The sequence below is a fragment of the Hymenobacter nitidus genome (assembly GCF_020447315.1).
Classification (GTDB): Bacteria; Bacteroidota; Bacteroidia; order Cytophagales; family Hymenobacteraceae; genus Hymenobacter; species Hymenobacter nitidus.
Window position 1 is genome coordinate 1 of sequence record NZ_JAJADQ010000021.1, and the last position, 15,038, is coordinate 15,038.

The window sequence follows — 15,038 nt, forward strand, 5'->3', positions numbered from 1 at the left end:
GGACCTCAGGACCTCAGGACCTCAGGACCTCAGGACCTCAGGACCTCAGGACCTCAGGACCTCAGGACCTCAGGACCGGCGTGAACTGGGTTTAGCTCCCGAGAAGCGCCGGTCGGGTCATGCTACCCGGGGCACGGCCAAATGGGAGCAGGTCATGCAGACGGCTCGTCAACAGGCCTTGAACTACGTGCGGGCCCTGCCTTCAGAGGAGCCGCGGCCTCCCTTCATCTTAGTTGTGGATGTCGGGTACTGCATCGACATCTACAGCAATTTTGCCGGCATCGGCGACTCGTTCATCCCGTTCCCGGATCAGTCCCGCTTCCGCCTGACACTTGCGGCCCTGGCGGAGGAACGTAATCAGGCGCTGTTACGACAAATCTTCCTGGCGCCACAGGAACTGGATCCCACCCGACGGGCCGCCCGGGTAACGCGGGAGCTAGCGGGCTACCTGGCAGGTATTTCCACCCAGTTAGAGCGGATCGGGCATGCACCCGATGTGGTAGCGCACTTCCTGATGCGTTGTCTGTTCACGATGTTCTCGGAAGATGTCGGCTTGATTCCCAAGGCTTCTTTTACCGGCTTGCTGCGGCAGTACGCCACAGCCGAGCTGCGCGAGCATCTACCGGATGCGCTGCAGAACTTGTGGCAAAAGATGGATACCGGCGGCTTTTCCTCGGAGCTGAAAGCGCGCGTCCCGCGCTTCAACGGGAAGCTGTTTCATGATGCATCGGCCCTAGCGCTTACCGCAGATCAGATAGAGTTGCTCCTCAAGGCAGCGGAAGCGGACTGGACCGAGGTAGAGCCGGCCATATTTGGCACCTTGCTGGAGCGGGCCCTGGATCCGAAAGAGCGCCATCGACTCGGCGCGCATTACACGCCGCGGCGCTATGTGGAGCGGCTGATTATCCCAACAGTGCTGGATCCGCTTCGTCGGGAGTGGGCGGCCGCGCAAGCCGCTAGCGCACGGCGCCTGGAGGAAGAGAAACCCAAGGAGGCGCGCGCTGAGCTCGTGCGATTCCACAAGCGTCTGACGAGCCTGCGCATTCTGGACCCGGCGTGCGGTTCCGGCAACTTCCTGTATGTGACCTTAGAACACCTCAAGCGCCTGGAAGGAGAGGTGCTCACAGCCATCAACAGCTATGGACATACGGGCTTACTGGACCTAGGGCATGGTACGACCGTCGGGCCGCAGCAGTTCCTGGGCTTAGAACTGAATCCGCGAGCAGCGACCGTAGCGGACGTGGTGCTGCGCATCGGCTATCTGCAATGGCATATCCGGACCTATGGCCTGAGCGAGCTCCGGGAACCGCTGCTCGACGAGTACCAGAACATCCGCCAGCAGGACGCCGCCCTGCGCCACGACGTGCCTACAGCCCGCCTCGACGCCCACGGCCAGCCCGTGACCCGCTGGGACGGCACCACCCGTCCGCACCCCGCCACCGGCCAGCCCGTGCCCGACGAAACCGCCCGCACGCCCGTGCTCGACTACCCCAACCCCCAGCCCGCCGAGTGGCCTGAAGCTGATTTCATCGTGGGCAACCCCCCATTTGTCGGGCCGGCCCGCATGCGCGAGGCCCTCGGCGACGGCTACACCGAAGCCCTGCGTAAAGCCTACAAGGGCAAGGTGCCCGACTCCGCCGATTTGGTGATGTACTGGTGGTACAACGCGGCCGCCGCCGTGCAGCGCGGCCCCGCCGAGCGGTTCGGCTTCATCACCACCAACAGCCTGAAGCAAACCTTCAACCGCCGCGTGCTGCAGCCCTTCCTGGAAGGTGACACGCCCCCGCTCACGCTCACCTTCGCCATTCCCGACCACCCCTGGGTCGATGCCGCCGAAGGAGCCGCCGTGCGCATCGCCATGACGGTCGCCGAACGCACGCCGACCATCACCGCGCCCGGTCAACTCTGGAATCTGAAAACGGAATCCGTAGCGGAGGGGGACGAAGCGGCGGAAGTGACGTTTGAGGAACAGAAAGGCCAGATTCTTTCCGACTTGTCAATTGGAGCCGCACTAGATAGCGCCAATGCGTTGAAGGCAAATGAAGGCTTAGGAAACCGAGGCGTTCAATTGATGGGGGCTGGGTTCATTGTAGCTCCTGAAAAAGCAGAAGAATTAGGATTGCATTCCGTGGCTGGCCTGGAGAATCATATTCGGCCTTACCGCAATGGCCGTGACCTAACGGACAAGCCGCGTGGCGTAATGGTTATTGACTTCTTTGGGCTGAAAGCTGATGAAGTATTAACGCACTATCCAGCAGCTTATCAGCATTTGTTAGAAAATGTCAAGCCTGAACGCGACCAGAATAATCGTGCTTCTTACCGCAATAACTGGTGGTTTTTTGGTGAACCAAGAGGTAATTTTCGTCCTGCTCTCAAGGGATTAACTCGGTTCATTGCCACTGCTGAAACGGCCAAGCACCGAGTGTTTCAGTTTGTAGAGGCAGAGGTTCTTCCTGATAACAAACTAGTGGCAATTGCGCTGGATGATGCCTATCATTTGGGTATTCTTTCGAGCAGAATGCACGTCGTGTGGGCAATGGCTGCGGGTAGCAGATTAGGAGTTGGTAATGATTCTGTGTACGCAAAATCCCGTTGCTTTGACCCTTTTCCTTTTCCCGCCGCCACGCCTGTGCAGCGGGCCCGCATCCGCGAGCTGGCAGAGCAGCTCGATGCTCACCGCAAGCGCCAGCAGACCCAACACCCCAGCCTCACCCTCACTGACCTCTACAATGTAGTAGAGAAGCTGCGTGCTGGGCAGAATCTTATTGCTAAAGACCAGAGCATTAATCAGCTGGGGCTTGCCTCCATTGTCCTCAGCCTGCACCAGCAACTCGACGTAGCCGTAGCTGAGGCCTACGCCTGGCCCGCTGCCCTACCTGACGCCGAGATTCTGCAACGCCTCGTTCGCCTCAACCACGAGCGCACCGCCGAAGAAGCAGTCGGTGTGGTACGCTATCTCAGGGCAGCGTATCAAGCCCCTGATTTGCAGCAAGTGCTTCTGCCACTACCGACCATTACAGCGACGGATGCTCGAGTAGGAACAACCGAAATGCTGGCTTGGCCGACAGAACTTGCGGAGCAGATGCAGGCGGTATGGATGACGGTCCAGCAAGCAGGGTATCCATTGAGCTCGACGCAAGTTGCCAAGCAGTTTGGGAAGGTTCGCTCAGCAAAAATTCTTCCTCTACTGGACACGTTAACCGCCTTAGCACTGCTGCGTAAGACTCCAGAGGGAGGGTATATCGCATAAGGTATAACATTCCACAGAGCAATAATTATAGTAGAGTAATACGAAAAACGGAGCTAGGTACTAGCGCCAATAGATGTCACATCCATCAAGGACCGTTCAAGAAATGTGACAAAGCCAAAGAAGTACCCGTTTTAGGTTGATATGCTCAGCTTCTAAACTGGGTTATGCACTCAGGCGCAAAATCAGTGAGGATTGAAATTGCCTGTTGCGATTACCTCCCCGATGTCACGGATGAAAAACGGACGTTTTATCGATGCCGCATTTGCTGCTGTTACGTGAAGACGTGGGGGGAGCGTTATACCCCAACGACGAAGTCCCTACGCTACATAATGCGCACGGGCTGTACGTAAACTTTATTAGCTGCTGGCTAGGACATATCCGGTAGCAGTTGGCCAAATGAGAATTGTTGTTTGGCAGATGGTAAGCAGAGGTTGAGTGCCGTTACTTAGGGCTTGTAGAATTTGGTCATGAGGCGATGCTGGTCGGTGACGAGTCGTAACAGGTACCAGCCCGAAGCCAGATCGGCTACTGCTACCTGGCCCTGGGCGCTGGTCATGGGCAGCACCCGGACTCGTTGGCCATGCCAGTTGATAACTTCCAGCGTGACTCCAGACGATGGAGCGAATCCACTAGAAACGTAGGTGAGATAGCCCTGAGCCGTAATTGTGGGGTATACGCTTAGCGATATCTGGGTCAGCTGGGCCGCTGGCTGCACCGGCAGTGGGCCAGCTGGGCTGTAGATCAGTAGCGGCTCCGCGCTACTGGTTGGTATGCCTAGTTGCGTGTCCGAGTCATCGCCCCAGCCCCAGAGTGTGCCGTTGCCCTGAATCGCTCCGGAGTGATACAAGCCGGCACTAACGTTCTGCCAGGTAGTGGCACTGCTACCTGCCGGCACGGGGGCTAGGCGTTGTGCCAGGGTACCGTCACCGAGCTGCCCGTTGCTATTGCTGCCCCAGCCCCAGAGCGTACCGTCGCGTTGAAGACCCAGGGTATGCGTTTCGCCCGTCTCCACTTGTTGCCACAGTGCCGAGCCAATGCGAGTAGGCATCAGCCGCTGCGTGCTGGTCCCGTCGCCGAGCTGACCGTTGGCATTATTGCCCCAGGCCCAGAGCGAGCCGTCTTGCTGCACGGCCGTGGTGGAGCGGTAACCCGGGCTGACATGTTGCCACGTAGTTGCCGTTCCCAGCTGTACGGGCTGTAGGCGGGCGGTAGTCGTCCCGTCGCCGAGTTGGCCAAAGATATTACTGCCCCAAATCCAAAGCGTGCCGTCGCGACGAATGGCGACGGAATGGGTTTTCCCAGCCCGTACGCTGAGCCAGTCGGTGGTGGCGCTAATTAAGGTTGGGCTGGTGCGGGTGATGGTAGTGCCGTCGCCAAGCTGGCCGGAGCCATTGCCGCCCCAGCCCCAGAGCGTACCGTCGCTGCGAATGGCCAGCGTGTGGTCTGTTCCGGCACTTGCATTACGCCACGTTGCCGTGCCCCGCTGCTGGGGAATGAGGCGGGTGGTAGTAGTCGCGTCGCCGAGCTGGCCCGTGCCGTTATAGCCCCAGGTCCAGAGCGTACCGTCACTGCGCAAGGCCACGGCGTGATGATCACCCACACTAAGGGTTGCCCACGACAAAGAAGACCCGATTTGGAGGGGAAACGACCGCGCTGTCGTAGTGCCGTCACCGAGCTGGCCCAGATTGTTGGCCCCGTACGCCCACAGACTGCCATTTTGCTGAATGGCTACAGAGTGCGCTATGCCGGCGGCGACCTGTTGCCAAACGGCCGGGCTGGTCTGAATGGGCGCCGTCTGACTTATCATGCTCAACGTGGCACTGCCCACTTGGCCTGTGCCGTTATATCCCCAGGCCCAGATGCTGCCATCACGGCGCGTACCCATGGAGTGGTAGGCGCCGGCCACAATACTCTGCCAAGTAGAGAGCGCACCAACCTGTACGGGTAAGGTCCGCATGAGGCGGGTGCCATCAGCGAGTTGCCCAAAGGTGTTGTCGCCCCAAGCCCACAAGGTTCCATCGCTGCGAATGGCCAAAGTATGATTTGAGCAGGCGCTGATAACTGACCACGAAAAAGCGGCACCGATTTGCACGGGAAGACTTCTGTGCATTCTAGTGCCATCACCGAGTTGGCCGCTGGCATTATTGCCCCAGGCCCAGAGCGAGCCGTCTTGCCGCAGGGCCATAATGGAATAGGTACCGGCATTTACCGAGCGCCAAGTGGTGGCCAAGCCCACCTGGCCCGGAGTCAGGCGATTCGTTGTGCCTTGGGTGCCGTTGCCGAGCTGGCCGGTGCTGTTGCCGCCCCAGGTCCACAGCGTACCATCGGTTTGAACACCTACCGAGTATAGCTCCCCGGCTTCCGCACTCTGCCACGTGGCGGTTCCGATTTGCACGGGACTTCTGCGCGAAGTCGTAGTACCATCACCGAGCAGGCCATAGCTGTTGTTGCCCCAGGTCCAGAGCGTACCGTCTTGCCGGATGCCAATGGAATGGTAGGTGCCAGTGCTCACACTTTTCCAGGTGGCCGTCCCGATTTGCACGGGGGTTATGCGCATCGTTTGCGTACCATCGCCGAGCTGGCCTTGCGCATTATTGCCCCAGGCCCAGAGCGTGCCATCCTGGCTGATCGCCAGCGTGTACTCTTCCCCCACGCTGACACTGCGCCACCTCATACCTAGCCCGACTGGCACAGGCAGCATCCGGTGAAAGGTCGTGCCGTCTCCCAGTTCTCCTTTGCTATTGCTGCCCCAGGCCCAGAGCGTACCATCGGCATGGATACTGGCTGAATGCGTCTGGAACTGGGCCGTGACCAGCAGCGGCAGTAGGAAGAGAAGGCTGACCAGCAGGCTCCGCATCGCCGTTGGTGGAATACGTAGGGGTAATTTCATGGGTACGAAATGAAAAGTAGGATTGGCAGCACCAGCCTAGATGAAGCGTTAAGCTGGCCATAAGTGGCTGCAAGCGCATTCTCCACTCTGGCGAGCTGAATAAAAGGATCTGTTGGTACTGCCTGGCTCAGCAGTAAAAGATCAGGGCATGCAAAGATCAGGCTGACAATGGCTTGCTACACTATCTGCGGCTCTGTTTTTCGCTTAGACAACGTCCGCACCGATGCGCGCTGAACGTGCTCCCGTTTAGCAGTTGTTACTTGCCGGCTGTCACCGCAGCCAATTGTGACTGCCCGGCGGTGTTGACGACGCAGCTGCGCTCTTTCTGCAGTACGGGTAGCCTCACCGGCTCCAGCGTAGAAGTGATTTTCTGCTGCCCGACGAGTGGACCGAAACTTGAATGAGGCTGTTCAGGCTCAATGAATGTTTGCTTAGCAGGCAGCGGCCCCACCTTGTTGACCCGTTTGCCTGCATTCCGCCTATACCCGCGTCTCGACCAAAGACCAACACCTCGACACCCAACTCGACCAGCTCGAGGCCGCCGGCATCGAAAACCTTGCGCTGGGCTAAACAGGAGAAGGTCTACTGGCCGGGTGTGAATTGTGGGGCTGCGACCCGCGCTATTATTGTCCAGTGCACCACAAGGGGCTATAAATACTAACCTTCGTTTCGCTATTCGGACCGTTTCGCTGAATCAACCCTATTAAACATACCTTCCATGATTTGGAACATATACTACTACCTATTTCACGTTGTCAGACAAGTGTTCAAGAAATTCAACGGACTCACCTACACAGATTTTTCCGCTGAAAACGCAGCCGCGTTTCTGACGTGCTTAACGAGCTCCAGTCTGTATTTTCTGCTTCGTGGGGTGTTTAATGACTCTCGGGGTTGTGGAATGTGCAATAAGGACGGAAGAGCCACATTGCTATACTTTATTATTATAGTGCTTGCGCTGTTCAATTTTATCCTTTGTTATCGGAAGAATCGCGTTATCGAAAAGAACTTTGCTACTAAGTCGCTGGCTCCAGGACTTTTGGCAATAGTCATCTGGTTTGTCATAATTATGGTGAAGATTCTGAGAGTACCATAGGTTCGTTTACCTTTCCGACCGTTTTCGTGAACAACGCTACCTACTTTCACGGACGGTTATACTTGCTCCTTGTCACTGTTCTTGCTTATGAGCCGATGTCCTGTCCCCGACCTGTCGCTGCTCGATTGGTTGCCTGTGGCCAGCAACGTGCCCGCCTTTTTGGGGCTGCCTTTAGGCTTTGCAGCGTACTTGAAGCTGTTGCCTCCGCTTGGAATTGACCGCTCCGTTCCGATGGTCAACTATTCGTTTGCGGTCCGCACGGTGGAGCAACTCAACGCCCGCGCGGCTTTTTGGACCAAACATGGCATCGTGACGGGCCAGCCTGCCCCGGACCGGTTAACCCCCATCAGCTACCGCCAAGTGGCCGCAGAAATGGGCGTGGCGTATACCCCCGAGTTTGGTAACGTGGCTATCCAACGCGCTTATGGGGGATGGCCGCCGCATCTGGGCAGCAGCCTATCCTTGGAAGTAGCGCTTGTGCAGCAATTGGTCGCCGTACTGGGCTCCCAGACGGACACGTACTTTTTTGGGTCGGAGGATGAGGGCAATTATCGCTGGGACACAGAGGGCTTTCCCACCGATTGGCTAGAGCAGGGGAAAGCCAGAGACTTGGTCGACTTATACCAGCAGGAGCGCCGCTGGCCCACGTACACGTTTGCTGCGGACCGAGCGTGGTGCCTTTATCAGGGAGAGGACCAAGAACTCGTGCTGGGCTGTTCGCTGACCCTAGCACAGCAGCTGCTGACTCACCCTACGGTGGAAGCCTGGCGCCTCACGGTAGAATCCGCTAGACTGCATTCATGAGTCGTCAAAACCCTCGTTTCGGTAGAGCGACCGTGGCTGTTGCAGAAGTCGACGTAGTTGAGTTCTGCATACAAGAGGTTACGTGGGCAAGCCACTGTGTGGTTGTTTTCGTCGACTTTGCTGCCGACAGCGCCTATCCGCCGCCAGTAGCGGCCGTGGCAGGGCCAGGGCCAAGCTCGCTTGCCGGTTGGGCCGGTACTTGAGCAGCTTTTTCAGGTTATAGGCCACGGCCGTGACTACCATCGTTTTGTGGGCCCCGGCCAGGCCGCGCACGTTCATCCGGCGCAGGCCGTAGTGGTGGAGCAGGTTCCCGAAGACAGGTTCCACTGTACCCTGGCGGACCCGGCGCATGCGCTGGCCCCGACGGCTTTGCTGGCGCTGCCAGGCGCGGCGGTAGGGCGCGTCGTAGAGCGTGCGGGTGAGCTGTTTGCGCTTGGCCCCGGGCACGCAGGCGGCCTTGAGCGGACATTGCTGGCAGTCCGAGCAGGTGGCCCAGTAGATCTTCAGCCCCGTACCGTCGGCGGTGGTGTCGTACTTGCGAAACGAGAGGACCTTGCCGGCGGCACAGGTATAGTCGTCGGTCTGCGCACGGTAGGTAAAGCCGTCGATGCCGGCCTTGTAGCGGCCAAAGACCGGTATCCAGGCCGTCACCTGCTGGGCTTCGAGTAGGGCGTAGTTGGTGCCTTTGGCGTAACCCGCATCGGCCAGCAGCTCGTGCATACGCAGCTGCTGGGACTGTAACCGCTGCTGCAGACCGGTGAGCAGGCGGGGCAAGTGCAGGCTGTCGCGACTATCGGCGAAATCGGCCTGCACGTGGCTGATAATGCCCTGGGCCGTGTCCACGGCCAGGCTGCAGAGGTAGTTCAGGGCCCGGGCTTTGCCGGGCTTCATGGAGATGCGCGCGTCCGGATCGGTGGGGCTGTAGTGGGTCTTGTTGCTGAGCAGCCGCGCCTTAGGGTGCTGGGCGCCGGGGGCGCTGGAGCGGGCGGCCTGCCGGGCATGGTGGGCGGCCAGGTTGCGCAGCTGGTGCGCCGGGGCCGTCACCAGCGGGGCGGTGGTCGCCGACTCGACCGTGGTCAGAAATGGGCCGCTGGTACCGGGCTGCCCCTTTTCCAGCACCGCTTCGAGCGAGGCATTGGCCTTAACCGGGGCCGAATCCACCGCCTGCGTGTGGCCGGCCACCAATCCCTGGGCCACGCACTGGGCAAAGACATGGTCGAACAGGTGTTCGAAGACCGACGTGGGGAAGAGCTGGCGCGTGCGGCTCACGGTGGAATGCCAGGGAAGCTCCTCGTCCACCTCGTAGCCCAAAAAGTACAGGATGTCCAGCCGCAGGGCACGGTGCTCGACCAAGCGCCGGTCGCTGACCAGGTTTTCCAGCCGGCCCACGAGCACGAGCTTAAAGAACACCACCGGGTCCAAAGAGGGCTGGCCCGTGTGGCTGTAAAGCGCGCGGGTCTCCTCGTAGAGAAACGTCCAGTCCACCAGCTCGGCCAGCTGCCGGTAGAGGTTATGGGCCGTGACCCGCTCGGAGAGCCGAAAGCGGGTCACGACCTTGTCGGTGAAATCCTTCCTGCCTTGCATCATCCTGCTACGAATGCAGCAACTTGCCGGCCAGCACTTCTGCAACAGCCACCACCGTTTGAGTGAACCAAGACTGCATACGCTAGCTACAGCTCTATGATCTGAGACTCGGAGTACCCAAGAGTTTCGTGTCTTACCACCATGTTTATCCTTGGGCTTTTCACACACCTTCAGGCGTGCTTCCCGCTAGCCTTACTCGAGTATTACCCGTTGCGTAGCCAAATAGCCATCCGCCCCTTCGAGCCGAAGGAAGTAGAGCCCTGCGGGGTGCGCACCCACTTCTACTGCTACATCCCTCCCCAAGGTTTTTACTGCCTGCGCATACACGATGCGGCCGGTAGCATCCACTAAACGGATTTTTAGATCCCTATGGGAAGCTTCGTCAGGAAGGTGTAGTGTGAGATGACCTTGAGCTGGGGTAGGGTAGACTGACAGGTTCGACCTACTGGCAGCGGTCGTCGTTGTGGTTGTCGTCCCGTTGAGCATGATCACCCAATAATCGTCCCGCCCGTAATTTGGACTTATCTTATCGCCATCGATGCCAGCGTCCGAATCCCCCGCAATGATATAGCCTCCGGTTGTCGTCGGCCGGACAGAGGTAAAGAAGTCGAACCCACTGGTGCCTAGGGTGCGTTCCCATTGCTTCGTACCAGTCGCATCAATCTTGATAATCCAGAAGTCACGGCCTCCTCGCCCGGCCTGCGACTTATCGCCCCCAATGCCCGAATCCGTACCACAGCCCAGAATATAGCCCCCATCTGGCGTGGGATAGATATCAAAGATCGCTTCAGATCCGGGCCCGCCATAGGCCCGATCCCACTGTTTGATGCCGTTGGCATCGATTTTCACCAGCCAGCAATCATAGCTGCCCCGGCTGACCTGTGTCTTATCGCCATTAATTCCAGCGGTGGAGCTTCCCCCCAATAGTGCCCCGCCATCCGGTGTAGCCCACATGGAAGTAAGTTGCTCACTACCAGTCGTTCCATAGGTTTTATCCCAGAGTGTAGTGCCGGTGGCACTCAACTTGACCACCCACATATCCGAGTTCCCGCGGCCGACCTGGGTTTTATCCCCATCACGACCATGTCGTCCATCCCCGCCGACCAGATAACCCCCATCGCTGGTTTGCTGCAAGCCGCCTATCGCTTCGGAGAGACTGGTGCCAAGCGTGCGATCCCATTGTCGGTTGCCAGTTGCGTCGAGTTTGACAATCCAGTAGTCGTAATCCCCCTTATTGGCCTCACTCTTATCGAAGCCTCTATCCGAAACCGAGTTCCCGCCCACAATATAGCCTCCATCGCGGGTCCCACTTAGCAGGTGGAGAAAGTCAGCCCGATTCCCGCCGATGACTTTATCCCAAAGCTTATTGCCGTTCGCATCCAGCTTGACAAACCAGTAGTCTATCTCGCCAATTACCCCCTGGGTCTTATCGCCCCCGACGGGCGAGCCGGAGTCGCCCGCCAGCAGATACCCGCCATCCGGGGTTTGTTCCAGCGAGTAGAGATCATCTGCGTATATACCTCCAACAGCGCGCTCCCATTGGGTGTTACCTTGCGCATCGAGCTTATGGATCCAGTAGTCCCCCAGACCCCGGTTCGCTTGGGTACGTGTGCCACTACCAGGAGAGGAGAAGGAGATCCCACCTACAATGACGCCTCCATCACGGGTTGCTCGTACGACACGCGCATTATCGCGTTCACTCCCTCCAAAGCTCTTTTCCCACTGCTTGGTCGGTGCTTGTGCCTGGGCCTGCTGAGCAGAAAGGCTGGCTGCGAAGAGTAAGCTCCCCGTCAGATAGGAAAGTAAATAGGTAGGCATGAAAAAGAAGAATAGAAGTCAGTTGCTGAGCAGAGCTGGGAAAGCAAAGCAACAAATATAGTGCTTTGGTTCTCAGGAATATTAGCTGTGCAGTATTGCCTCCTTTGGTAGTCAGTTCATAGCTCGTTTCGCTATTTGTACCGTTAAAGTGAACACCAATTGTTTTGTGTGTACCTACGCGCTAGCATTCTCAAGAGCTATTAGATGAAATTTTTACTTCTCGGCTGCTGCCTGTTGTTGTGCAGTGCCACGCTGCCTGGACGAGAAGGCATACCAAGCGCAACAAAGCGAATTCGACTGCGCAGCATTCGCGCGACAGAAGATGGACAGGCTTTGGCCCCTTCAGCCTATCAGTTAGTCTCCTTCACGTTTGGGGTTGACACAGCTAATGTGCCGCTCCTACCGGGGCATTGCCTACTATTTCCTAATACCCGCTGGTTGCTCTATCGAAAGGGGAAGCAGTTTCAGGTTGATGCGGTGTGGCAGTACGCTCAGTATACAGATAGCTATGATGTGCGTGTGAACTTCCGCTCCAAAAGCAACTCAGATTGCGTTGACGTGAGTTACCATAAGCTGACTGGAAACCCTGGCCTTGCTACTTGGAGTAGTCCTCATGGAACGATCATCTGCCACCAGCTGCAGCTGCTTCCTTTAAAGAAGGATTCTAACAAAAAACGGCACTAGTGAGGGGTAACGCTCGTTTAAATTTCGGACCCTTTTCCTGAACACACCGGAGAAAATTGCGGTGACAGTACTTTTGCATATGGCCCGAGCAATAGAGCACACTACCTTAAATGACCATACTGCTGAGTTGTTAGAAAAGGAAGCTGTTCCATTCCTAGTGCTCTTGTTTAGAAACGTTAGAGGAACAGAATCAAATTTGGTAGAAATACTAGCTGGTGGCCTTGATATCGTTCTGTTCCATCAGCCTGACAATGCAGCGTATTCGTTCCGCGTCTGGTTGAATAATCCGGTCTGGAATCGTGCTGACACTACCCCCTTAGCAACCTTTTTAGGACTAATCGCAGAACGGCTAAGCACGGACAAGAACCTACAGCAGCAGTTTATAGCGGATCTGTTACGTGCTCCTGCTTATTATTCTGATTCTCTACGACCGTGGGGCGATGAAGAGGGGCGATTGTTTCCGCAGTTCAATCTGGGCGTAGAGCTTCGGTAATCGACCGTTATAGTGAACACAAGCAGACGACCAGGAACAGGAAGGGACATGCAGCTACCTTAGCTACGTACTTGGCAAAATCTACCTTACTGTCGTCTCTTATGCGCCTCTCTACCGTCCTGTTCTGCGTGCTGTTCTTCTGTTCCTGCACGGATCAGGCTAAACAGACCACCGTAACTCATTGTACTGGTACGTTGTATGAAATAGCACTTGACTCAACGATTCATACCTACATTGAGCAGTATATCACGAAAGTGGCGCAAGCAGAAGTAGAGGCGAAGGAAGCCGTGGTAGCGGTAACCTGGATGGGCATCTTTGGCGGGCAACGTGTGTACATCAGCCAATCGGGCATCCATCCCAAAACGCAACAGCACTACCCTCAATTCTGGGCGCGCCACCGGGGCTACCTTGTCTTTGTCTATGACTCGAAGCATTCTGATCAATTAGTCAATCCGCAGGCCTTGCAACAGGAAATCGATCAGGTCTTGCAACAAGAGCACATAAAGCTGGAGACGGATCCGGGTCTTATCTATGAGCCGCTGCCATGGCGCATCACGGAAAGAGAGGGCAAAGTGCAAATTGATACGTCGCAAATGCTGCCCAAAGTACCGTTTTCCTGAACAGAGAGGTCATGCCTGTTGGGCAAGGGCCTTACTGCCAAGCCACCTCGGTACCATCTCGTAATTCGTCCGGGTCAATGGCCGTGCGCTCCACCCCGCACCGGGCCAATCCGGCCAAGACCACGTCCCGCTCCTCCGGGAGATTGTTTCGCACGTAGGGGTGGGAAAGCACGCGGTAGTGCGCTCCCACTAACCGAACGGTTAATTCGCCGATGGTAGCGGCCGGTAACCCCCGGCGCACGAGCGGCAACTGCGCCAGTACGACGGCCGCCGCCAGTCCCGCAATGACGGCCAGGCCCCACGCGGGGGCTACAGACCACAGGCCCGCCGTGCTGCCCGCCCACAGTGCAGCAAACACGGGCGCCGGTACGCGGAGGGCGGGCAAAAGCAGGCCGCTTTGTTCCTGCCAGCGGCGCCAGCGCTGGGGCCGCTGGCGCCAAGGGAACCAGGGTTGCAACGGGGCACGGGGGACCACGTCAGCCCGTGCCACGCCCAAGACCACCAGCGTGCGGCGCAGGCGGTAAAAGGTGCGTTGGGTGGCCCTGCCAAGGGTCAAGCCTGTGGGATGGTCGTCCAGGCCCGCTATCAGGCGCTGCTCGACGACCGACCACACGTCCCCGACGGTGCAGGCGCTGGCAAAATCGTCGCGGCCTAAGCCACCCGGCCAGCCGGGAAGGACCTCCCGGCAGAACCGTTCGTAATCAAGGTGGATGCGGGTTCGGACCATTGCCAAGCAACTAAACTTAAGCATAAAAATAAAGCCCCATCGACTTCTGAGTTTTAACCCTCCTTTCACTATTCGGACCCTTTCACTGAACAAGGGGCACAGTACCTCCTTACCTTTGGAAGTGAGTAGTAATGCGCTGTTTCACCCAATATTCGCCTTTGTCATGGAGTACACTACTTGGCTGTGGAAGGCTCATTTTCCTGCGCTCTTGGAACTGTTGGCCCAAGTGGCATAGGCTCCTTTACCATCGCAAGCAGGCGAATCCCTGCGTTATAGTTTGCACGGCACCGACTACGAAGCTGGCCTGTGGGTCGAGTACCCTTTTCCTGCTGGGGCTTTATTGGGGGCTCGTTTTGCCCTTGACAATGACGACCGTGACATTATACATGTGGCGCTTTCTGTACCACCCGACCTGTGCGAAAAAGTGAGCCTATTCTCGCTCAAGGAAACGACTGACTAAAGGCCCATTTCGCTAATTGGACCGTTTAAGTGAACGCTCAAATGCTACCTGACTCCAGCTCGTATCACTTTGTTGAGATGCAGCTTGATCCTAAGTACCGGTGGGTGGTACATAGTCCACTCATGAAAGGTGACGGTATCGCCAGTGGGTAGGATGCGCCGTGTTACCCGATCGTTACTAAGAGGTAGCGCATGCTGCTTGGCAAGCGCTTTCAGGTCCAAGCGCTGGTTCTGAGCACACGCACTTGCGACCACTAACACTTGATGGGCACCCAGTTGCACCAGATCACAGGGCTCTAAGATGCGTATCACGGTTTCTAGATCGTCAACGGACGACATTTCCACTTGCGTATTATCGTCCTGCTGAGTTACTTTTAGGTAATACAGTTGAGTCGAATCGATAGGATTGCGTTGGATATACTTCAGAAGCTGTTCCCGCATGGTGGCATTCGCCAATACAACAGCATAATGTGTAGGAGGCTTCTTCGTACAAGAGACCAGTAGGAGGAGCATACCGAACCATTTCAGCATAGAAATATCGTGTAGTAAAAGAAGAGGAAATAGAGCCGTCCTAAAAGTTACCTTACATTAAATCGAGCGGCTTAGACCACCGTTT

8 protein-coding genes are annotated in these 15,038 nt (G+C 57.1%); 4 read left to right on the forward strand and 4 right to left on the reverse strand.

What is annotated here, in order from left to right; all coding sequences use genetic code 11:
- Positions 1–154 precede the first annotated feature (154 nt).
- Complete coding sequence (locus tag LGH70_RS23290) at positions 155–3,250, forward strand: class I SAM-dependent DNA methyltransferase (RefSeq protein WP_226190847.1); 3,096 nt, start codon at positions 155–157, stop codon at positions 3,248–3,250.
- Between the two features lie 445 nt (positions 3,251–3,695).
- On the opposite strand, the gene LGH70_RS23295 is transcribed toward LGH70_RS23290, so the two are convergent.
- Positions 3,696–6,140, reverse strand: coding sequence for an RCC1 domain-containing protein (locus tag LGH70_RS23295; RefSeq protein ID WP_226190856.1), 2,445 nt, complete (start codon positions 6,138–6,140; stop codon positions 3,696–3,698).
- Between the two features lie 1,162 nt (positions 6,141–7,302).
- Between LGH70_RS23295 and LGH70_RS23300 the strand changes: the two genes are divergently transcribed.
- Positions 7,303–8,037: a hypothetical protein gene (locus tag LGH70_RS23300; protein WP_226190858.1), complete on the forward strand. Its 735-nt coding sequence runs from the start codon at positions 7,303–7,305 to the stop codon at positions 8,035–8,037.
- Between the two features lie 78 nt (positions 8,038–8,115).
- On the opposite strand, the gene LGH70_RS23305 is transcribed toward LGH70_RS23300, so the two are convergent.
- Together LGH70_RS23305 and LGH70_RS23310 are read right to left on the reverse strand one after the other, a co-directional pair.
- Positions 8,116–9,624 (reverse strand): IS1182 family transposase, encoded by a 1,509-nt coding sequence (locus LGH70_RS23305; RefSeq protein WP_226190869.1) that lies wholly within the window; start codon positions 9,622–9,624, stop codon positions 8,116–8,118.
- Positions 9,625–9,813: 189 nt separating this feature from the next.
- Positions 9,814–11,439, reverse strand: a complete 1,626-nt coding sequence (locus LGH70_RS23310) for a T9SS type A sorting domain-containing protein (protein WP_226190870.1) — start codon at positions 11,437–11,439, stop codon at positions 9,814–9,816.
- Positions 11,440–12,202: 763 nt separating this feature from the next.
- Between LGH70_RS23310 and LGH70_RS23315 the strand changes: the two genes are divergently transcribed.
- Together LGH70_RS23315 and LGH70_RS23320 are read left to right on the forward strand one after the other, a co-directional pair.
- Entirely contained in the window at positions 12,203–12,616 is a 414-nt protein-coding gene (locus LGH70_RS23315; protein ID WP_226190872.1) for a hypothetical protein, read from the forward strand.
- A 101-nt stretch (positions 12,617–12,717) separates the two neighbouring features.
- Entirely contained in the window at positions 12,718–13,236 is a 519-nt protein-coding gene (locus LGH70_RS23320; RefSeq protein ID WP_226190874.1) for a hypothetical protein, read from the forward strand.
- A gap of 31 nt (positions 13,237–13,267) precedes the next feature.
- Here LGH70_RS23320 and LGH70_RS23325 read toward each other — a convergent pair whose 3' ends face one another.
- The gene (locus LGH70_RS23325; protein WP_226190876.1) at positions 13,268–13,792 is read right to left on the reverse strand and encodes a hypothetical protein; all 525 of its coding nucleotides are present in this window, start codon (positions 13,790–13,792) and stop codon (positions 13,268–13,270) included.
- Positions 13,793–15,038 lie beyond the last annotated feature (1,246 nt).